Origin of the sequence: Pseudomonas sp. GD04058 (assembly GCF_029836855.1) — a bacterium.
GTDB lineage: Bacteria > Pseudomonadota > Gammaproteobacteria > Pseudomonadales > Pseudomonadaceae > Aquipseudomonas > Aquipseudomonas bharatica.
On sequence record NZ_JAOECN010000060.1, the window covers coordinates 1 to 21,238 of the forward strand.

Sequence of the window (21,238 nt, forward strand, 5' to 3'; positions counted from 1 at the left end):
GGGCCGCGTCGCTCTTATATTTTAATAGTCGACCTTGCCAGTATGACTATTGAGCGAAATGACCTTGGTCTTGCCAATCCGGTGGCGATAAATTTCGCGCAAGTATTTGATGGCCTTTTTCACGCACTCCCGCGACAAGCGAATATCGTTGATGGAAACGAACTTGTTCTTGTCGTTGATGAGTTCGCGGTACTTCTTCTCGTACATCGGTTTGATCGCGTACCAGTTGGTGTCGAGGATCTTCGCCGGGTTCTCGAATTCGCTGAGCAATTCGTCGATGCGCTCTTCCTCGAATTCTTCCCGGGTAATGAATTCAAGAATCGCGTTGTCCAGGGTGTCGTCGAAGCGATAGGGCATCCTGGCGAAGCAGCGCTTGATGAAAGCCACGATCAAGGTCAGGAAGTCGTCCGACAGGCATGGGCTCTTGGCGATCAGGGTGGTCAGCGACAGGTTGGCCGAGGCGCCGATCACCAGCGCATAGCGTTTCAGCGTGGTGTTGGGGAACAGGCTGTTGAGGTGGGTCTTGAGCCGGTTCAGGTCCATGTAGGACAGCTTGTAGTCCTTGGGCAGCGAAACGATCGACACCACCGACGAGCAATTCTTGAAGAAATGCAGGTCGTGCAGTGCAGCGGCGTCGCAGCCGGACTTGCGGTACTGCTCAAGGGCCGCGCGGTAGCGCCTGGATTCGATCGGCAGCAGGCTGATGCCCTCGATGGCCTGGGTGTCCTTGTTGAAGTGCGGCAGGTCGATGGAGCGGAAGAACAGGTCGTCGATGTCCAGGCGCGGAGGTTCCTTCTCGAACACCTTGAAACCTTTCTCCGAACTGTTGCCCGGGGTTTCCGGGACTACCGACTCGGCGTAGGCGATCGCCACCGGGCCGGCCAGGCTCATGAACAGGTCGTTGGCATCCAGGCGGATGGTTTCGCCGATATCGATGCCGGCGCGCCGGAAGTAGTTCTGGTCGTAGTCGGTGGTCACCGCCTGGGCCGTGAGGATGTTGAAGATCTGCTGGGAGATGTACTGGTTGGCGTGCTTCTCCATGGCGTTGACGTCGATGTTCTGGATGTTGCCGTCATCGCTTTCTTCGGCGTAGCGCATGATGTCGTTGGAAATCAGCATCATCGCGTTCCACGGGCGAATCCGCCCCATCACGCTGGCTTCGCTGCTGTCTTCGTTGTCGAAGTTGTAGGAGAAGTCCCATTCCTCTGACAGGTATTTGCAAAGAAGCCTGCCGGCGTTGATGTGTAGCGCTTCGGACATTTCACTGCGGTGATCGGAAATGTTCGGCAGTACGCAGATGCCACTGGTGAAGATCGGTTCGAAGACGAACGAATGCCCGGCCTCGCCGTCCTGTTCGTCGGCCGGCTTGGTGTCGAAGGTCTTGTTCATGTACGAGAATTGCTGGGCCAGGCCGAATTCCGAGGCCATGCCCGAGCCGGTACCGCCGCCGGCGCTGAAGATATAGAAGTACAGCCGCGACTGGTTGGCCTTGATCCCGCAGGAATCGATCAGGTACGAGTGGATCAGTTTCCAGTCGGCGCTGGAGAACCGGTGGGTTTCCTTGTTGAGGATGATCTTCGCCAGGTACTGGCCGAGGATCGGTGCGTTACCGGCACCACCGGCGTGGACCTCGGACAGGTCCATGATCTTCATCTTGCTGTAGTCGCGCAGGAAGCCGCTTTTCTCGCCCTTGCGCGAGAAACGGATGCGTCCGGCGATGTCCTTGTCCAGGTCGCCGAGCATGACCAGCGGTTCCACCAGGAATACCGGCTTGGCGCTCTTGGCCTGGACCAGGCGCAGGTTGTTGCGGATCCAGCGCGCCGGGTTGTAGGACGGATCGTTGCCGACCCGGTCGTCGCTCTTGAATTCGTTAAGGTAGAACGTCCGCGCGTTGTACACCAGCTCGGCGACGTCCAGGGCGATATTCGAACCACAGCGACCGAGGCCGATCAGGCATACCGAGGGGAACTGCTGGTCGAGGCGCAGTTGGGCGTCGTCCTCGACATGCAGGCTTGGCGGAAACACCAGGTCGCGCAGGCCGTCGAGGTTATCGAGGATGCGCTGGGTGTCGGGTTCGGTGAAATACAGGTATTGCTGCGGGCTCAGGGTTGGCTGGCTGTAGTAGCTGCGCGCGCCATTGGCGGAGGGCGCAGTGGCTGAAAGCAGCTCGGAAATCACGTTGGCAGGAGTATTCTTGGAGGTCATTTTGCGCCATGTGCCTGGGGGGAAGGCTTTTCAGCAGTCGATATCATTGAGCCATCCCTGGAAAGTTTCGCGACTGTATCAGTGCGTCTCCGGCGTAAGCGATCAGGTTTTACCCTATGAATGCTAGGGGTTTTCCTGTCGCGCCTTGTTCTGAATCGTCCGATCCGTCAACTTCTTTAACTGTCTGGAGCTGTAGATGAGCAATTCATTGCCGTTGTCCCTGGGTTTTGCCGGTATCGGCCTGATGGGCCTGCCCATGTGTCGCCGCTTGCTGGCGGCGGGCCACGAGCTGACGGTATGGAACCGTTCGCCGGACAAATGCGCGCCCCTGGTGGCTGCCGGCGCCCGTCAGGTGCAGGCGCCCGGTGAACTCTGCGAGGCTGCCGACGTGGTGATGCTGTGCCTGGCCGACACGGCGGTGGTGCGCGAGGTGGTGTTCGGCCCGGATGGCATCGCCGGCAAGGCCCGGCCCGGGCAATTGCTGGTGGACTTCTCCAGCCTGGAACCTTCCGCCACCCGGGAAATGGCCGCGCAACTCAAGGCGGCGACCGGCATGGGCTGGCTCGATACCCCGGTGTCCGGTGGTACGCCTGGCGCGCAAGCCGGGACCCTGGCAATCATGGTGGGAGGCGACGCGAGCGATCTTGAGCGGGTACGCCCGGCGCTCCTGTCACTGGGCCAGCGCGTTACCCATATGGGCGGCGTGGGCGCGGGTCAGGTGACCAAGGCCTGCAACCAGATGATCGTCGCCTGCAATGCATTGGTGATCGCCGAAGTGGTGGCCCTGGCGGAAAAGTCTGGGGTGGACGCTGGCCTGATCGCCGACGCCTTGGCCGGCGGTTTCGCTGATTCCAAACCTTTGCAGATCCTCGCCCCGCAAATGGCCGAAAGCCGCTTCGAACCGGTGAAATGGCATGTGCGGACGCTGCTCAAGGATCTCGATAGCGCCGTAAAGTTTTCCCGCGAACAGGGTGTGGCGACGCCGGTCAGCGGCCTGGCTGCGCAGTTGATGCGCTTGCATGGCAGTCAGGGCTATCTGGAAAAAGATCCGGCGACGCTGATCGATCTGTATCGCAGCACGCCGTAAGGCGCTCTTCGCGATGGTTGAGGCTGGCGAGTACCGCGTGCAGGTTCTCCAGCGGTACCGGCCGGCTCAACAGGTAACCCTGGATGGCGTCGCAGCCCAGGCGCCGCAGGAAGCTGTATTGCTCCTCGGTTTCCACGCCCTCGGTGATTACCTTCAGGTGCAGGGTGTGGGCCATCACCATGATCGCCTGGACGATATTGTTGTCTGCCCGGGAATGCGGCACGTCCTGGATGAACGAGCGGTCGATCTTCAGGGTATCCAGGGGCAGGCGCTTGAGATAGGCCAGGGACGAATAGCCGGTGCCGAAGTCATCGATCGACAGTGATACGCCCTGGTGGCGGATACGCCGCAGCAACTCGATGGTGCTGTGGATATTGGCCATCAGGGCGTTTTCCGTGACTTCCAGCTCAAGGCGCCAGGCCGGCAGGCCGGCGTTGTGCAGTGCGTCTTCGACTTCCCTGGCCAGCTCGTCACGGCCCAGGGTCAGGGCCGAGCAGTTCACTGTCACCTTCAATTCGTCGAAGCCGTGCTGGCTTAGTTGGGCCAGGTCCTGGCAGGCGCGACGCAGCACCCATAGGTCGAGGTCGGCGATCAGCCCGTTGGTTTCGGCGATGCCGATAAAGCGGTCGGGGCTGAGCAGGCCGTGTTGCGGGTGCTGCCAGCGGATCAGCGCCTCGAGCTTGCTGACCTTGCCGCTGGCCAGCTCGTAGATCGGCTGGTAATGCAAGCGCAGGCCGTGGTCTTCCTGCAAGGCGATGCGTAATTCTTCTTCCAGTTGCAATTCCAGGGTGGCGCGGGTCTTGAGGTTATCGCTGAAGAAATTCGCCTTGTTACGCCCGCCGCCCTTGGACTGGTAAAGCGCCAGGTCCGCGTGCTTGAGCAGTTCATCGCAGGTGTTGCCATCGGTGGGGTAGAGGCTGATGCCGATACTGGTGGTCATGACCATGCGTCGCCCGGCCAGGTCGATGGGCTCGCGGACCTTGTTCAGGATGCGCTGGGCCAGGCCGCGCGCTTCTTCGGCGCTGTTCAGGTTGAAAAGAATGCAGAACTCGTCGCCGCCAAGGCGGGCCACCACGTCCTGGGTCCGGGTGGCGGCGCTGATCAAATGGGCGATGGCCTTGAGCAACTGATCGCCGGCGTCATGTCCGAGGCTGTCGTTGATGCGCTTGAAGTGATCGATATCGAGGAACATCACCCCGAGCATGCCGCCCTGCTGGGTGCGCTCGGCCAGGCGCTCGGCGAAGATCTGGTTGAAGCCGCGGCGGTTGACCAGGTTGGTCAGGGCATCGTAGTGCGCGGCCTGTTGCAGCGACACCCGGGCCTGGTCGAGTTGGCTGAGCAGGGTGTTGACCCGGCGCAGGTCCTGTTCCTTGCTTTGCAGCTTCTTGTCCGAGAGCGCTGCGCTGATGCAACTGCCGCTGATCAGCAGGGTGATCACGGCGATGGTCAGGCTCAGTTGCAAGCTGTTGTCGGTGACCACGATCTGCGGCGCGGCGCCGTCGGGGAGTACCAGGGTCAATGCGTGCATGCCGGCGTAGTGGGTGGCGATGATGCCGGCCGCCATGATCAGTGCGGCGCTGTACTTGAACAGTTGCGGGCGCGCTACGTTTCCCTGGCGCAGGTGACGGGCCATCATCATCGACAACAGCGCGGCGAGCAGCCCCACTACCACCGAGCCCAGCACCAGGGTCGGATCGTAGAGTTGCACGGCCCGGGAACGCATGGCCGCCATGCCGGTGTAATGCATGATCGCCACCCCCGAGGCGATGCACAGCGCGGCCAGGGTGTAATGGCGATTGCTCGGTTGGCCCTGGCCGAGGAAGCTCATGGCGCCGAGGGCAGCGAACAGCATGATCAGCAGCGACACGCTGGTGAGGAACATGTCGTAATGCACTTCCAGCGAAGTCTCGAAGGCCAGCATGCCGATGTAGTGCATGGCCCACACACTGCAGGCCAGGCAGCAGGCGCCCAACAATTTCCAGCGTCGTCGGGCGCTGGCCTGTTCGGCGTCGCCGATGCGTTCGATGATGTCGAGGGTGGCGAAGCTGCCAGCGCACATCACCAGGTAGGCGAGGAGGATCAGCCAGGGGTCGTGTCGCGCCGCCAGAGCAAAATGCCCCGCCGGGTGCTCGGCGAGCATGATATGCAGCCATTCCATTAGCGCGCCTCTCAGTTCAGCCGAGTTTGCACTCGTCCCCAAACCGCCTGGAGACTCTTTTGGTCTTGAGTATGGTGCGCTATCCGCTTGGATGGCAGATTGATTTCAATGAAGGAAGGGGTGTTTTTATTACTCTGGGTTATGAGCGTGCAAATGGTAACAATTCCCCGACATCAATTTCGTGGATGATCGCAGACAGACCGGACGCAGCCCTCTAGATTTTGTCCGGCGTGCAGTATGCGCCGACAACAATAAAGAGGGATCGACCGATGCACAGCCCCACTCAAGCGGCGAATGCCTGGCGCATTCTGTTCCTGCTGTTCCTGGCCAACCTGTTCAATTTCTTCGACCGCACCATCCCCGCCATCGTGATCGAGCCGATCCGCCTGGAGTGGCATCTGAGCGACATGCAGATCGGCCTGATCGGCACGGCCTTCACCCTGGTCTACGCGATTGCCGGCTTGCCCCTGGGACGCCTGGCCGACACCGGTTCGCGCAGCAAGGTAATGGGCTGGGGCCTGGCCGTATGGAGCGGGCTGACGGCAGTCAACGGCATGGTCGGCAGCTTCTGGAGCTTCCTTTTGGTGCGCATGGGCGTCGGGATCGGCGAGGCCAGCTATGCGCCGGCGGCCAATTCGCTGATCGGTGACCTGTTCCCGGCCGAACGACGAGCCCGGGCCATGGGCATCTTCATGCTCGGCCTGCCGCTGGGGCTGTTGCTGGCGTTCTTCACCATCGGCGCGATGGTCCAGTATTTCGGCAGCTGGCGTGCGCCATTCTTCATCGCGGCGGTGCCAGGGCTGCTGCTGGCGGTGTTCATGTTCATGATCCGCGAGCCGGCGCGGGGCGCGGCGGAAGCGGTGGCATCCTCCCAGGCTCCGCTGGACCGGCCGTTGCGCCGGGTGCTGAGCATCCCGACCTTCGGCTGGCTGGTCCTGGCCGGGCTGGCGTACAACTTCGCCACCTACGCCTGCAACTCGTTCATGGTGCCGATGCTGCAACGTTACTTTTCCCTGTCATTGCAGAACGCGGCGGTGGCTACCGGGGTGATCGTCGGCGTGACCGGCCTGGTCGGACTGACCCTGGGCGGGTGGGTCGCGGACAAGATCCATCAGCGCCTGCCGGGCGGGCGCCTGCTGTTCGGGGCCTTCAGCATGCTGGTGGCGACCGTCGGGACCGGAACCGCGCTGTATCTGGGACGGGTGGAGATCGGCGTGTTCATTGCCCTGTTCGGTATTGGCTGGCTGTTTGCCTATAACTTCTACACCTGCGTCTACACCGCGATCCAGGATGTGGTGCAGCCGCGCCTGCGAGCGACGGCGATGGCGTTGTTCTTTGCCGGCTTGTACCTGTTGGGTGGGGGGCTTGGGCCACTGGTGGTCGGGACCCTGTCGGATCATTACGCCCAGGTGGCGATGCTGGAGGCGGGTGCGGTCGACATGACCGAGGCATTCAAGGCGGTGGGCCTGCATAACGCCATGGGGCTGATTCCGGTTGCCCTGGCGGCGACCCTGGTATTCCTGCTGTTCGCGACGCGCACCTTTGCCCGGGATGCGCAGAAGATGAAGGACGGGATGGTGGAGGAGGGGGCGGCTCAGGTCGGCAAGACAGCCGAAGCATCCTAGAGCGAACGTGGACCCTGTGGGAGCTGGCTTGCCAGCGATAGCAATGGTGAATTCACTATTGCAATCGCTGGCAAGCCAGCTCCCACAGGGTTTTGTGTTGGCTGTTGGGGATCAGCCGGCTACCAGCACCCGGATCGCCTCAAGCCGCAGCGCTGCCTTTTCAAGCATCGCCAAGCCATCCTCGCGCAGCTTGCGCAGCGCTACGATCTCGCTGTCTCGCACCGTCGGGTTCACCGCTTGCAGAGCGGTCAGGCGTGCCAGCTCCTCATCGGTTTCCGCCGCCAGGCGGCGTTGCGCCTCGGCCACGCGTTCGTTGTGACGCGGCAGGACCTTGGCTTCGCCGGCATTGATCCTTGGCGCCAGCACGTCACGCTGGGCCTGGATGAACTTGTTGGCGCTGGCCTTGGGCACGCTTTCCAACTGGTCGGTGATGGTCTCGAAGGACACCCGTGGCGCCAGGTCGTTGCCATTGGCGTCCAGCAGGCAGCGCAGCGCCGCTGGTGGCAGGTAGCGGCCCAGTTGCAACGAGCGCGGCGCGACCACTTCGCTGACGTAGAGCAGTTCCAGCAGTACGGTGCCCGGCTTGAGCGCCTTGTTCTTGATCAGCGCGACGGCCGTGTTGCCCATCGAGCCGCTCAGCACCAGGTCCATGCCGCCTTGCACCATTGGATGCTCCCAGGTCAGGAACTGCATGTCCTCGCGGGACAGGGCCTGGTCGCGGTCATAGGTGATGGTCACGCCTTCGTCGTCGCCCAGCGGGAAGCTGGCATCGAGCATCTTCTCGCTCGGCTTGAGGATCAGGGCGTTGTCCGAGTGGTCCTCGCTGTCGATGCCGAAGGCGTCGAACAGGGTTTCCATATAGATCGGCAGGGCGAACTGATCGTCCTGTTCGAGGATTGCCTCCACCAGCGCCTGGCCTTCGCCGGCACCGCCGGAGTTGAGTTCCAGCAGACGGTCGCGACCGCTGTGCAGCTCGGCTTCGAGACGCTCGCGCTCGCCACGTGCCTCGGCGATCAGCGCTTCCCATTGGCTTTCATCGGTGTCTTCCAGCAGTGGCAGCAGGCGCGGGCCGAACTGGTGCTGCAGGGCGTTGCCGGTCGGACAGGTGGCGAGGAAGGCGTTGAGGGCCTGGTGGTACCACTGGAACAGGCGCTCCTGCGGACTGTTCTGCAGGTGCGGTACGTGCAGCTCGATGGTGTGCTTCTGGCCGATCCGGTCGAGACGACCGATGCGCTGTTCCAGCAGGTCCGGATGGGCCGGCAGGTCGAACAGCACCAGATGATGGGCGAACTGGAAGTTGCGGCCTTCACTGCCGATTTCCGAGCAGATCAGCACCTGGGCGCCGAATTCCTCGTCGGCGAAGTAGGCGGCGGCGCGGTCGCGTTCGAGGATGCTCATGCCTTCGTGGAACACCGTGGCCGGGATGCCGGAGCGCACGCGCAGGGCGTCTTCGAGGTCCATGGCGGTTTCGGCGTGGGCACAGATCACCAGGACCTTGACCCGCTTGAGCATCTTCAGGGTATCGATCAGCCAGTCGACCCGTGGGTCGAAGCGCCACCAGCGGTTGTCTTCGTCGCCATCGCCCTGGGCCTGGAAGCTGACTTCCGGGTACAGGTCGGCGTGCTCGCCCACCGGCAATTCCATGTACTGGTCCGGGCAGGGCAGGGGATAGGCGTGCAACTGGCGCTGCGGGAAGCCCTGGACGGCAGCACGGGTGTTGCGGAACAGCACGCGGCCGGTGCCGTGGCGGTCCAGCAGTTCGCGAATCAGGCGCGCGCTGGCCTGGCTGTCGCCGTCGTTGACGGCAGCCAGCAAGGCTTCGCCTTCGGCACCCAGGAAGCCCTGGATGGTGGCATGGGCCTTCGGCGACAGCCGGCCGTTGTCGAGCAGTTCCTGGACGGCTTCGGCCACCGGGCGATAGTGCTCGCTCTCGGCACGGAAGGCGGCCAGGTCGTGGAAGCGGTTCGGATCGAGCAGGCGCAGACGGGCGAAATGGCTGTCCTGGCCGAGCTGTTCCGGGGTGGCGGTGAGCAGCAGGACGCCGGGGATGACTTCGGCGAGCTGCTCGACCAGCGCGTATTCAGGGCTGACCTGGTCCTCGTGCCAGACCAGGTGGTGCGCTTCGTCGACCACCAGCAGATCCCAGCCGGCGGCGAACAGGGCGTCCTGGGCCTTTTCGTCCTCGGTCAGCCACTCCAGGGCAACCAGGGCCAGCTGGGCGTCTTCGAACGGGTTGCTGGCGTCGCTTTCGATGAAGCGCTCGGCATCGAACAGCGCGACCTGCAGGTTGAAGCGCCGGCGCATTTCCACCAGCCATTGGTGCTGGAGGTTTTCCGGGACCAGGATGAGCACGCGGCTGGCGCGACCGGAGAGCAACTGGCGATGGATCACCAGGCCGGCTTCGATGGTCTTGCCCAGGCCCACTTCGTCGGCCAGCAGAACCCGTGGGGCGATGCGGTCGGCCACTTCCCGGGCGATATGCAATTGGTGCGCGATCGGCTGGGCGCGCACGCCGCCGAGGCCCCAGAGCGACGACTGCAACTGGCGGCTGGTGTGCTCCAGGGTGTTGTAGCGCAGCGAGAACCATGGCAGCGGATCGATCTGCCCGGCGAACAGACGGTCGCTGGCCAGGCGGAACTGGATGAAATTCGAGAGCTGGGTTTCCGGCAGGGTGCGCGCCTGGTTCTGCGCGTCGAGGCCGTGATAGACCAGGAGGCCGCCGTCGATCGTCTCGACTTCGCGTACGGTCAGTTTCCAGCCTTCGAAATGGGTGATCTGGTCACCGGGAGAAAAGCGCACCCGGGTCAGCGGGGCATTGCGCAAGGAGTACTGGCGGGTATCGCCAGTGGCCGGGTAGAGCACGGTCAACAAGCGGCCATCCTGTGCCAGAACGGTACCCAGACCCAGCTCGGCTTCGCTGTCGCTGATCCAGCGTTGTCCCGGTTGATACTGCTGCGCCATACTGCCTGACTCCCGCCATGAAAAAGCTGGCTATCTTAACGGATAGCGGCCTTTCAAACCAAAGATTCCGGCCACACGGCAATGCGTCCCGTTCGTCGATTGCCCGGTGGGGCCTGCAACATCGACCGGGGAAGCCGGTCCTAGGCTCAAGCATAGAGATATCGAGCCGATAGAACGGGTGACAGGAGACCGAATCCCATGCTGCCACCACTGATCCCGCTGAGCGCTGCTCCCATTACGCAGCAGATGGACCCGGTCAAGCCGACCCCGGACATCAAGCCCGTGGTGCCGACCCAGCCGGCTTCCAGCGAGGGCGCGATCGACCTCAAGCACCGCGACCCGGAGCAGGCTGCGCTCCTGCTGCGCGAAGAGCAGCGCCGTCGCCAGGGCCAGCACGGCGGGCAACATCCTGGTGAAGAGCAGGCCGATGATCCCTACCTGCCGACGCCCGGTGAGGACCTCAACGCCGACAATACCGTGCCGGTCGCTCCCTTGATGGGCGGCGAGAACCGCCAGGGGCTGCTGGTGGACATCGAAGTCTGAGCCGGGTCTTTGCAGTATCGGCGCGAGCCTTCATGATGAGCGCTCCGCTGTCCGCCTTCCGAGCCCGACCATGAGCCAAGACGACAACCTGATCGATTTCGGCGCCGAGCGCGCCCGCCGCATCCATGACCTCAACGACAAGCGCCTGAACGAAGTGCGCAAGGCCTTCGAGCAGGCCATGCCGATCGGTACTGCGAAGAAGTCGAAGAAAAAGCCCAAGGGCAAACCCGGCAAACGCTGAAAATCTTGATGCAGGTCAAGCCTGCACCCCCCTCCGGCGCCCGCCCCGGGCGCCATTGACCTCGGTCAATTTTCCCTCCCGGCACATTCGCTACTGTTCACCCATCGGACAGGCACAGGCAAATGGAGGCCGACATGTTCTTCGATAATGTGGTTGTCGCTGGCGTCGTCACGGTCGGATTGATGTTCGTCTTCTTCGCTGGCCTGGGCATTTTCATCTGGAAGGACTCGCAAAAGCGCAAGCAGTGATCCTTCCCGATACAACGAGCACGCAAGGCATTTAGGGCGACTTCGGTCGCCCATTTTTTTGCCTGTTTTTCCGGTAGTACGCTTTTTCCTGGATGACACGGAACCCTGTGGGAGCTGGCTTGCCAGCGATTGCAATGGTGAATTCACCAAAGTCATCGCTGGCAAGCCAGCTCCCACAGGGTTTTTTGTTGCCCTAGGAAAAGGTGCTGGACTAATGATAGTTAGCTAGCTAATAATTGTGTTTCGGATCTTTTCCGCTCCACTGTCTATCGTTAACTCCACCACCTTCAGGTTCACACCATTGCCCATCACCCTCCATGCGCTGTTCGCCCCCGACAAAGCGGCTTTGCAGTTCGCCATCAAGACCTTGCTCGGTGGCGGCCTGGCGTTGTGGCTGGCCTTGCGCTGGGGCCTTGAACAGCCGTCCTGGGCGTTGATGACCGCCTTCATCGTCGCCCAGCCACTGTCCGGCATGGTCCTGCAAAAGGGCCTGGCGCGGCTGCTTGGCACGCTGGTCGGCACGATCATGTCGGTGCTGTTCATGGCCGTTTTCGCCCAGACTCCCTGGCTGTTCCTGATCTGCCTGGCGCTATGGCTGGGCCTGTGCACCGCCTGCTCGACCCTGCTGCGCAGCGCCTGGGCCTACTCCTTCGTCCTGGCCGGCTATACCGTGGCGATCATTGCGCTCCCGGCGATCAGCCACCCGTTGCAGATATTCGACCAGGCCGTTGCCCGTTGCACCGAGATCAGCCTCGGTATCGTCTGCGCCACCCTGGCCAGTGCGTTGCTCTGGCCCTTGCGCGTCGAGCGACAGTTGGCGGTGCAGGCGCGCCAGGCCTGGCAGAGCGGGTTGCAGACGGCCAGCGCGACCCTCGGCGGCGACGAGGAGGGGCGCAAGGGCCTCGTGGAGATCCTCGGGCGTATCGTTGCCGTCGACTCCCAGCGTGAACACGCCTGGTTCGAAGGCAGCCTTGGCCGCCAGCGCGCCCGGGCCATCCGCGGGCTGAGCCAGAAGCTCCTGGTGCTGCTGCGTATCGCCCGTTCGGTACGGCGCCAGTGGCGACAACTGGACGACCGCGAGGCGGCGCACCTGCAACCCTGGCTGGATGAAATCCGCGCCGCGCTGGCCAATCCCGACACCGAGGCCTTGCAAGCCTTGCGCGAGCGGGTCTGGCAAGCCGCCCTTGAACTGCGCGACAGCGCCGCCGAACACTATTGCCTGGCGCGCATGACCTTGTTGCTGGACAACGCCGTCGCCGCGACGCAGGCACTGCATTCGGTTGAGCAGGGCCAGGCGCCGGCCGATCTTCCCGATAGCCTTGCGGTACACCGGGATGTGCCACTGGGCCTGCTCTTCGGCTCACGCAGTGCACTGGCGTTCCTGGCGATGGCGACGTTCTGGATGGCCACCGCCTGGGGCGCGGCGCCCGGTGGCCTGGTGCTGACCTGCGTGGTCTGCAGCCTGTTCGCCAGCCGGGAAAACGGCGCGCAGATCGGCATGAGTTTTCTGCGCGGGATTCTCCTGGCGCTACCGGTGGCCTTCCTGGTCGGGCAGATCCTCTTGCCGCAATGGAGCAGTTTTGCCCTGCTGTGCCTGGGCATGGGCGTGCCGCTGTTCTTCGGTGCGCTGGGCATGGCCAATCCACGCATCGGCGCCACGGCCACGTCCTATTGCCTGCACTTCATCGTGCTAGTCTCGCCGCTGAACACCATGACCTTCAGTGTCGAAAGCTTCCTCAACAATGCCCAGGCCATGCTGATGGGCGTCGGTGCGGCGGTGCTGGCGTTCAAACTGCTGGTGCTGCGCAATCCGGCCTGGCATGGCCGGCGCTTGCGCGCCGCGACCCAGAGCGACCTGGTACGCCTGACCCGGCGCGACCTGCGTGGCGCCGAAACCTGGTTCGGCGGGCGCATGGCCGATCGCCTGCTGCAATTGGCACGGCACTACAACGCCCTGCCGGAGCATGAGCGCAGCCGCTGGGACGATGGCCTGCATGGCCTGGATATGGGGGATGAGTTGCTGCATTTGCGCATGTGCCTTGCGATCGCACGAGCCCCGCTCGCGTCGGCCGAACGCGAGTACCTGGAGCGGTTGCAGGACGTGCTGGCGCGAGGCCCGGGGCCTGGGCGCGAGCAGCGCCTGGATGCCGCCAGCGAAACCTTTATCGCCGCCCTGCGCGAGCAGCCTGCCAGCGACGCCCTGCGCCTGGCGGTGGGCGCCGTTGTGCAACTGCAAAAGAGCTGGGGCCGCTGGTGCCGCCGCCTGGAGGATCTGCATGGGCTTGCGTGAGTGGACGCTGGGCGGGGTGCTGCTCAGTCCGTTTCTTCTTTATGTAGTGCTGGCGTTGCTGCTTACCGGGCTGCTGCGCTTCATCCTGCGCCTGACCCCGTTGCGGCGCTGGATCTGGCACGAGGCGCTGTTCGACTGTGCCTTGTTCGTTTGCGTGCTGACCCTGGTCACGCTGTACCTTTGAGGAGTTCGTTCATGCGTACCATCGTGCGTATCGCCTTGACCCTGTGCCTGGTGGCCGTGGCCATCTTCGCCGGCACCCGGCTATGGCAGTACTACATGCTCACACCCTGGACCCGCGACGCGAAGATCCGCGCCGACGTGGTGATCGTCGCGCCGGATGTATCTGGCTGGGTGCGCGAGCTGAACGTGAAGGACAACCAGGAGGTCAAGGCCGGCGACCTGCTGATGTCGATCGACAGTGACCGTTTCGAAGCCGCGCTGGACAAGGCCAATGCGGTGGCCGACACCCGTCAGCAACAGTTGCGCTTGCGCGAGCATGAGGCCTCCCGCCGTGCCGCCCTCGGGCCCCAGGCCATCAGCGCCGAACTGCGCGAGAACGCCCAGATCGGTGCCGCCGTGGCCCGTGGCGAACTGCGCCAGGCCCAGGCCGATGCCAAGCTGGCGCAGATCAATCTGGAGCGCAGCAAGGTCAAGGCGCCGCGCAACGGCCATATCACCAACCTGCGCCTTGCCGAGGGCAATTACGTCAATGCAGGACAGTCGGTGATGGCCCTGGTGGATGATTCGACCTTTTATGTCCAGGCCTACTTCGAGGAAACCAAGCTGCCGCGGATCAAGGTCGGCGCGCCGGTGAAAATCTGGCTGATGAGTGCCGGCGAGCCGATGCAGGGCCATGTGCAGAGCATCAGCCGCGGCATCACCGACCGTAACGCCAACCCCGACAGCCAACTGCTCGCCGAAGTCGAGCCAACCTTCAACTGGGTGCGCCTGGCCCAGCGCATCCCGGTACGGATCAGCCTCGACAAGGTGCCGGAAGGCGTCAACCTGAGCGCCGGCATGACTGCCAGCGTTCAGGTGGGTGAGGCTGACGATCAGAGGAACATGCCGCCGGAGGCCTCGAGGCGCTGACCGGTCACCCAGCCGGCACCGTCGCTGGTGAGCAGCGCAATGGCCGCGCCGATGTCGTCCGGCAGCCCGACCCGTCCGAGCGCGGTATTGCTGGCGATCCCCGCATTGACTTGCTGGTTGTCGCGCACCAGGCCGCCACCGAAATCGATCTCGATGGCGCCCGGGGCAAGGATGTTCACACGTATCCCGCGTGGCCCCAGTTCCTTGGCCTGGTAGCGGGTCAATACTTCCATCGCGCCTTTCATCGCCGCGTAGGCAGCATGGCCGGGCATGGTGAAGCGGGTCAGGCCCGTGGAAATATTGATGATCCGGCCATTGTCGGCGATCAGTGGCAACAGGCGCTGGGTGAGGAAGAACGGACCCTTGAGCTGGATGTTCAACATCTGGTCGAACTGCGCCTCGCTGGTTTCGGCGAAGGGCACGTTCAGGCCAATCCCGGCATTGTTCACCAGCACGTCCAGATGGTCGCGGCCGAAGTCCTTGTTCAGGGTGGTTTTCAGCGTATTGGCGAACGCTTCGAAGCTGGCACTGTCGCCGACGTCCAATTGCAGCATGACGGCGCGGGCACCCGAGTTCTCCAGGGTCGAGGCCAGTGTCTGCGCTTCGCCGGCCTTGCTGTGCCAGGTGCCGATGATATCGAAGCCCTGGGCAGCCAGGTGTTGCGCAGCGTTCTTGCCCAGGCCGCGGCTGGCGCCGGTGATAAGTGCAATCTTGCGGGGCATGTGCGTTACCTCTTTTGAGGAGCGGGGGAGTGAGGCCAGTCTATTGGTCGGTCATGTGCTGATAAATCCGTGCTTATTGGAAAGACTGTTCGTCTGATCCGAACAATGAGTGCTCCGGGAAATGCGCCGGCTTTATGCGCATCAGCGCTATCTGCCGCCGCAGGTGCACCTGTTCATGGACTGGCTGTCCGACCTGCTGCGCGAGCAGCTCGAACCAGCGGCAGATGCAGGCTGAACAGGGTGCCGGCCGCAGCAGACGATTGCACATCCATGTAGCCACCATGAGCCAGAGCGATCTGCTTGGCGATGTAGAGACCCAGGCCAAGGCCAACCTGCGGCGCATCCGAGGCAGGGTGGGAAAAGGGCTCGAACATCTGCGCCATGATGGCCGGGGCGATGGGCTCGCCGCTGTTGTGCACGCTGAGGATGAAATCATCGTCGGCAATCCTCGCCGAAATCCGAATGACTCCCTGTTCGTCGCCGTGCTGCAGGGCGTTGGCGATCAGGTTGGAGAGCACCTGACAGATCCGCTCGCGATCGCAATGCATGCCGGAGAGGTCGCCGATGTCCAGTTCGATCAGTCGAGCCGGATGCACCCGCTGCAATTCTCCCGCGACATGGCGCAGCGCCTGGTCCAGATCGGCGCAGGGCTGGATATTCAGGGGAATGCCATCGCCGAGGCGGCCACGGGCGAAGTCAAGAACGTCCCGTACCAGCTGCGTGGCACGATGACCGGAGGTTAGGATGTGCTCGGCGATGGTCCGCGAGCGCTCGTCGGTAAGGCGCTTGCTCAGCAATTCGGCGCCGGCGGTGATGGCGAACAGCGGATTGCGCAGATCATGGCCGAGCACGGCAATGAATTTTTCCCTCAGCCCGGCGATCTGCCGCTCTTTTTCCAGGGCGATCTCGGTGCGCTGGACGCTTTCTTCGCTTTCGATCTGGATCGACAGCAAGCGGGCAAAGGCTTCCATCATCGGTTGGATGGCACTGCCCTTGAGCGAGCGGGGCAGGGGATCCAGGGCGCAGATGGTGCCGAAGAAGCTGCCGTCGCTGCGCAGTACCGGCACCGCGATGTAGCTCTCGAAGCCGTACAGGCGTGGCGTGGGGTGGTCGCGGTAGGTTTCGTCCTGGCTGGCCTGGTCGATCACTATGGTTTTCTGCCCGGCGCGAATCTCGTTGCACAGGGTGGTGGAGGCTTCCAGCTCGCCACCCACGGCAATGCCGAAACCAAAGGTGTCGAGTACCGCGAGTGCCGTCCAGCGCGCTTCGGTCACCCGCGCGACTGCCGCAAAACGCAGCCCCGTGGTCTCACTGATGACCTGCAGGATGGCCGGGATCACGTTGATCCTGCCTATGGTAGCGCTGTCTGAAAGTGCTGCATTAGTCATCGGAAAAACGGCCACCGAAACGTCGACAAGGATTTCTAGTGTAGCGAGCATCCGGGACTACGAAGAAAATTCCACCCAAGCGGTAGGCAATTTCCAGTAATCTTTCGGAATTCGAGCATTCCCGTCAGAGGTCTGCCCATTCGCCTGCGTGCAATTCCTTTTGACCAGCATCCACATGGGTGTTTCAGCGAGGTTTGACATGCATATCACTTCCCAGGACATCTGCGCCGCAGCCGACCAGCTCAAGGGCTTCGTCGGGTTCCACCGCAAGCTCGGCAAGCACATCGTGCGCTTCAGCGAAGACTCGTTCGGCATGGACGTGGCCGACGACAGCATCACGCCCAGCAGCGAATTCGTCTGGCAGCGCGGCGAAGGCGAGCTCATGACCTTGAGCCGCGAGCTGATCGACGTGCTGCTGGAACAGAATGTCGATGATCGCTTGAATATCAGCGAGCCGCTTCGGGTTTATCAGCGCAGGCGAGACCTTCCGCAGATCATGGCGCAACGTCGCCGGCTTGGCTGAGCGTTACCCGGCCTGGCCGTCTTTGCTCCGATGGCTGTGCAGCAGGGCTTCGAAGTCGGCACGTTCCAGTGGCCGGCTCAGGTAGAAGCCCTGGACTTCATGACACTGCTCCATGCCCAGCGCGCGCAATTGCTGTTCGGTCTCGACGCCCTCGGCGGTCACGGTCAGGCCCATGGCCTTGCCCAGATTGATGATCGCCTGGACCACGGCGCGGTCATTGCTGTCGCTGCTGAGCCCGGCGACGAAGCGCTTGTCGATCTTGATGCTATCGAAGGGGTAGGTGCGCAGGTAACCCAGGGATGAGTAGCCGGTACCGAAGTCGTCCATGTTCAAACGCACCCCCAGCTCCTTCAGGGCATTCATGGTCCCCAGCGCGCCTTCGATATCGTTGAGCATGACGTTCTCGGTGATCTCCAGCTCCAGGCGCTGCGCCGGGAATCCGGTTTCCACGAGGATCCGCCGTACATCGCCGACCACATCGCTGCGCGAGAACTGCGCCGGCGACAGGTTGACCGACACCAGCAGCGGGGTGGGCCAGTCGCGGGCGATCTCACAGGCATTGCGCAGGACCCACAGCCCCAGGGGCACGATCAGCTCGCTCTGTTCGGCAAGGGGGATGAAGGTGTCCGGCCCCAGCAGGCCTTCTACCGGGTGCTGCCAGCGCACCAGGGCTTCCACCGAGACGATCTCCAGGCTTTGCAGGTGATAGCGTGGCTGGAAATGCAGGACAAACTCATGATTCTTCACCGCCCGGCGCAAGTCGTTCTCCAGTTGCCGACGGTGCTGGATCTGCTGGTTCATTTCCACTGAGAAGTAGCGCCAGGTGTTCTTGCCCTCGGCCTTGGCCTGGTACAACGCGATATCGGCGCAGCGGATCAGTTCCCCGGGATCGTAGCCCTGCAGGCGGGTCTGGGCGATGCCGAGGCTGGCGCCCACGTGCAGGCTGTGATCCTCGTAGCCGACAGGCTGCTGCAGGCTGTCGATCAGGCGGGCGCAGAACCGGTCGATTTCCTTACGGTTGTTCATGTTGGCGATTGCCAGGATGAATTCGTCGCCGCCGAGGCGGGCCACCAGGTCACCGTCGCGGGTGGTTTCGCGCAGGCGTGCCGCCACCTCCAGCAATACTGCGTCTCCCGCAGCATGGCCAAGGGAATCATTGATCGGCTTGAAACTGTCCAGGTCAAGCAGGATCAGGGTCAGTGGCGCAGCCTGCTCGCCCTTGGCCAGCGCCTGCTCGAGAAAGCGCGAGAGCTTGTTGCGATTGGCCAGCCCGGTCAGCGCATCGTGCATCGACAGGTGCTGGATATGGGCATGGGCGGCGACTTCGTCGGTGATATCGCTGGCGGTGCCGCGAAAACCGATACGCTGGCCTTTGACCTGTATGGGGCGTGCCGACAGTCGGCAGAAGCGCAGGAGGTTGTGCTTATCGTGATAGACGCAGCGCAGGTGAGCCGCTTGCTGACCCGTGGTTTCGTCGAGGTCGTCGAGCCAGGCGCCGAGAGGTGTGGTGTCGCAACCAAGCAGCAGGTTCAGCGGCTGGCCAAGCCAGTCCCTGGTCTTGTAGCCGGTGACGTCGACGAAGCGTTGCGACAGATAGGTCAGTCGCAGCTGTCGGTCGGTTTCCCAGATCCAGTCGGACGCCGCCTCCGCCACGGCACGAAAACGCTGTTCGCTGGCTTCCAGGGCCTGGTTGCTGGCTTGCAGGGCGCTGAGGTTGTCGTTGATCTGGCGTGAGGCACGCAGGGCATAGCGGAACAACCCGAGCATCAGCAAGCCCAGGAGCAGCATGGCCCCGAGCAGGGCTGGCAATACGCCCCAGAGCAACTGGTCGCCGGGGCGAGGCGGGGTCCATTGCAGGCTATAGCCCAAGTCGTCGAGAGGCAGTTGCAGGGCCTCGTTACTGGCGTTGGCGATGTGCAAGCCGGTGAGGCCGGCATCATCGGCCAGTTTGTCCAGCTTGGCCTGGGTCAGTTGGTCGATGAACAGCATCACCGAGGTGGTTTGCGGATCGATGCCCAGCACGTCGTCATCCGGGCGGATCGCCGCGGCAGTCAGTATTGCCGGCCAGCCGTTGAACAGGACGTAGCGGCTCGCTTGCCCGCGTTCGGCGGCAAGTGCGCGGGCGGTTTCGACGATGGGGGGCACGGCGCCATCCATATAGCTGGCAATAGGCGCTGCACTGGGTTGCCCCTTGAACAGTCCGTACTTGGTGCGCTTGTCGTCGATGACGAAGACACCTTCGTAACCGCTGGCGGTGTAGAGCGATTCGCCGACGTTTTTTTCGATATAGGCCCACTGTTCGTCGACCTTGCCGTTCAGGTGTTCGTAGGCGGCGTTCCACACCGCATAGCTGGAAAGAAAGCGGCGCGAGGACTCAAGGCGCTGCTGGAGGGCCTTGTCGACATAAAAGATGCTTTTCCGCCCGGCGCTCTCATTCAGTTGTTGCGCGATGTTGAACAACGCGCCGAAGGCGATCATGCAGGCGAGGACGAACAGCAGCGAGATGCCTGTAATCAGTTTGCGCGCATGCAGGCGGGGACGTGATGAAGGGGAGTGAGCGCTGGCGGGGCTGTCCATGAAGCGTGCCGGTCCTGTTGCACTGCCCTCGCGAGCCTGCCTCGCGGGCGAACTTCACTCAGGATAGGCGACTCTTGTGGTTGCGCCGCCGTCATCGGCGAAATTGACCTGGTCGCGACCGTTGTTCTTGGCGCTGTAGAGCGCCCGGTCGGCCTCGTTGAGCCAGGCGACCGGGTCGTCGAAGTCGCTGCGGCAAAGGGCGAGGCCGATGCTGAGGCTGATGCGCAATTCCGGCAGGGCATCGTCGCGATAGGCCGCGACCCGTTCGCGCAGGTGTTCCATGAGACGTCCTGCCTGGGGCAGGGTGGTATCGGGCAGAATCACGCAGAATTCGTCGCCGCCGTAGCGCCCGGCCAGGTCGTTCTCGCGCAGGCTGATCTTCAGCTCCTTGCTCAGGTGGCGCAGTACTGCGTCACCGGCCACATGTCCGTAGCTGTCGTTGATGCGCTTGAAGTGGTCAATGTCGATGATCGCGATCACCGCGCTGCGTCGCTGCTGCTGGCAGTTCTGGAACTTGAGCTGCAGCAGGTCTTTCCAGGACCCATGGTTGAGCAGGCCGGTCAGGCTGTCGGTGCGACTCAAGGCACTCAGGCTGCGCTTGTGCTCCGACAATTGGATGGCAAGGCGATAGCAAACCCAGCCCAAAGCCAGTGGATAAAGAGTAAGCATGGGCAGGCAGGCGTAGACCTGCTGGGTCGTGCTGACCAGTTGCAGGCCCGGACCCAGCAGCGCCATGCCCAGCAATATGCCGCAAACCTGGGCAAGCGCACCGCGCAGGAACAGGCGCTGGCCGCCGGCGGCTACATTGTTCATGGTCATCATCGACAGGATGGTAATGCTGGGCAGGGGATTGAAATGCATGGCGGCGGTCCAGAATCCGCCGGTCAGGGAGTCGATCAACAGGCTGCGCTGTTCTGTCTGGTAGGGTGAGCGCGAGCGCAGCCCGACGAAATAGGCGATGTGCGGCCAGGCCAGGCCATTGATGAACATGGCAACCCACACCCAGGCCGGGGGATCGAGAGGCAGCATGCCCGCATAGACGCCGAGCAGGCCGATGCCCATGCCGATCGTCCGTGGCGCATGGATCCTTCTTACGAATGAAAGTCCCTTGCCTCTTTTATTGTCCATCATTGGGTTCGCACTTTTCCGGAACGCCGTTTATCGCATAAAACCGTGCGTATTGTTGAACAATCGCCCAGCGAGCAAGAATGGCCTTGCGAGCCATTTAAAGGGTGATCGGACGCATACGCTTATCTATTCATGCGCATGGCACTCTTCGGCAGTGATCACCGACCACCTCCGCCCGCGTGCATGAAGCTTTTGAAAATTTTGGAAATATTCCCTTGACGGGGCGTTTTCGTTCTGTAGAATGCGCCCCCACACAGCGAGCAAACGCTGATGTGGCTGAAGCAAGTGTTTGAAGTTGAACGAGAAATTCTGAAAGACTTCAAAATAAACGCTTGACAGGCTTAGAGGAAAGCGTAGAATGCGCGCCTCGGTTGAAGCGAAACGCTTCGCCAAACGCTCTTTAACAATCGAATCAAGCAATTCGTGTGGGTGCTTGTGGTAATGGACTGG

General features: G+C 62.7%; 17 protein-coding genes. 9 read left to right on the top strand and 8 right to left on the bottom strand.

Annotated features, from left to right (window positions below):
- Positions 1 to 21 precede the first annotated feature (21 nt).
- A complete protein-coding gene (locus N7650_RS26500) occupies positions 22 to 2,205 on the bottom strand; it encodes a hypothetical protein (RefSeq protein ID WP_009408362.1) in 2,184 nt (727 codons plus the stop codon).
- Between the two features lie 196 nt (positions 2,206 to 2,401).
- On the opposite strand from N7650_RS26500, the gene N7650_RS26505 reads away from it, so the two are divergent.
- Positions 2,402 to 3,292 carry an NAD(P)-dependent oxidoreductase gene (locus N7650_RS26505; RefSeq protein ID WP_279900726.1) on the top strand — a complete coding sequence of 297 codons (891 nt, stop codon included), beginning with the start codon at positions 2,402 to 2,404 and terminating at the stop codon, positions 3,290 to 3,292.
- On the opposite strand, the gene N7650_RS26510 is transcribed toward N7650_RS26505, so the two are convergent.
- Positions 3,192 to 5,450: an EAL domain-containing protein gene (locus tag N7650_RS26510; protein ID WP_009408360.1), complete on the bottom strand. Its 2,259-nt coding sequence runs from the start codon at positions 5,448 to 5,450 to the stop codon at positions 3,192 to 3,194. The genes N7650_RS26505 and N7650_RS26510 overlap by 101 nt on opposite strands.
- A 269-nt stretch (positions 5,451 to 5,719) precedes the next feature.
- Here N7650_RS26510 and N7650_RS26515 point away from each other — a divergent pair, with 269 nt between their 5' ends.
- Positions 5,720 to 7,075: an MFS transporter gene (locus N7650_RS26515; RefSeq protein ID WP_279900728.1), complete on the top strand. Its 1,356-nt coding sequence runs from the start codon at positions 5,720 to 5,722 to the stop codon at positions 7,073 to 7,075.
- Positions 7,076 to 7,186: 111 nt separating this feature from the next.
- Here the strand turns inward: N7650_RS26515 and rapA are convergent, their stop codons facing one another.
- Entirely contained in the window at positions 7,187 to 10,036 is a 2,850-nt protein-coding gene (gene rapA / locus N7650_RS26520) for an RNA polymerase-associated protein RapA (protein WP_279900730.1), read from the bottom strand.
- A 198-nt stretch (positions 10,037 to 10,234) separates the two neighbouring features.
- Between rapA and N7650_RS26525 the strand changes: the two genes are divergently transcribed.
- From N7650_RS26525 to N7650_RS26550, 6 genes are all read left to right on the top strand, one after another.
- Complete coding sequence (locus tag N7650_RS26525; RefSeq protein WP_279900731.1) at positions 10,235 to 10,579, top strand: aspartate-semialdehyde dehydrogenase; 345 nt, start codon at positions 10,235 to 10,237, stop codon at positions 10,577 to 10,579.
- A gap of 70 nt (positions 10,580 to 10,649) precedes the next feature.
- A complete protein-coding gene (locus N7650_RS26530) occupies positions 10,650 to 10,820 on the top strand; it encodes a hypothetical protein (RefSeq protein WP_009408356.1) in 171 nt (56 codons plus the stop codon).
- Between the two features lie 134 nt (positions 10,821 to 10,954).
- Positions 10,955 to 11,068, top strand: coding sequence for a cytochrome c oxidase subunit CcoM (gene ccoM, locus N7650_RS26535; protein WP_037062494.1), 114 nt, complete (start codon positions 10,955 to 10,957; stop codon positions 11,066 to 11,068).
- A 301-nt stretch (positions 11,069 to 11,369) separates the two neighbouring features.
- The gene (locus tag N7650_RS26540; protein ID WP_279900734.1) at positions 11,370 to 13,358 is read left to right on the top strand and encodes an FUSC family protein; all 1,989 of its coding nucleotides are present in this window, start codon (positions 11,370 to 11,372) and stop codon (positions 13,356 to 13,358) included.
- Positions 13,345 to 13,542: a DUF1656 domain-containing protein gene (locus N7650_RS26545; RefSeq protein ID WP_279900736.1), complete on the top strand. Its 198-nt coding sequence runs from the start codon at positions 13,345 to 13,347 to the stop codon at positions 13,540 to 13,542. The genes N7650_RS26540 and N7650_RS26545 overlap by 14 nt, the downstream gene beginning before the upstream one ends.
- An 11-nt stretch (positions 13,543 to 13,553) precedes the next feature.
- Positions 13,554 to 14,450, top strand: a complete 897-nt coding sequence (locus N7650_RS26550; RefSeq protein ID WP_064303740.1) for an HlyD family secretion protein — start codon at positions 13,554 to 13,556, stop codon at positions 14,448 to 14,450.
- Here the strand turns inward: N7650_RS26550 and N7650_RS26555 are convergent.
- A complete protein-coding gene (locus tag N7650_RS26555; RefSeq protein WP_279900739.1) occupies positions 14,414 to 15,172 on the bottom strand; it encodes an SDR family oxidoreductase in 759 nt (252 codons plus the stop codon). The genes N7650_RS26550 and N7650_RS26555 overlap by 37 nt on opposite strands.
- 173 nt (positions 15,173 to 15,345) lie before the next feature.
- Positions 15,346 to 16,560, bottom strand: coding sequence for a GAF domain-containing sensor histidine kinase (locus tag N7650_RS26560; RefSeq protein WP_064303742.1), 1,215 nt, complete (start codon positions 16,558 to 16,560; stop codon positions 15,346 to 15,348).
- Positions 16,561 to 16,759: 199 nt separating this feature from the next.
- On the opposite strand from N7650_RS26560, the gene N7650_RS26565 reads away from it, so the two are divergent.
- Complete coding sequence (locus N7650_RS26565; RefSeq protein WP_009408346.1) at positions 16,760 to 17,083, top strand: DUF2025 family protein; 324 nt, start codon at positions 16,760 to 16,762, stop codon at positions 17,081 to 17,083.
- Between the two features lie 3 nt (positions 17,084 to 17,086).
- Here N7650_RS26565 and N7650_RS26570 read toward each other — a convergent pair whose 3' ends face one another.
- From N7650_RS26570 to N7650_RS26580, 3 genes are all read right to left on the bottom strand, one after another.
- Positions 17,087 to 19,660 (bottom strand): EAL domain-containing protein, encoded by a 2,574-nt coding sequence (locus tag N7650_RS26570; protein ID WP_279900741.1) that lies wholly within the window; start codon positions 19,658 to 19,660, stop codon positions 17,087 to 17,089.
- Positions 19,661 to 19,714: 54 nt separating this feature from the next.
- Positions 19,715 to 20,788 (bottom strand): diguanylate cyclase, encoded by a 1,074-nt coding sequence (locus N7650_RS26575; RefSeq protein WP_037062492.1) that lies wholly within the window; start codon positions 20,786 to 20,788, stop codon positions 19,715 to 19,717.
- Between the two features lie 126 nt (positions 20,789 to 20,914).
- A partial coding sequence (locus tag N7650_RS26580) for a hypothetical protein (protein WP_279900744.1) occupies positions 20,915 to 21,238 on the bottom strand: 324 nt, incomplete at its 5' end.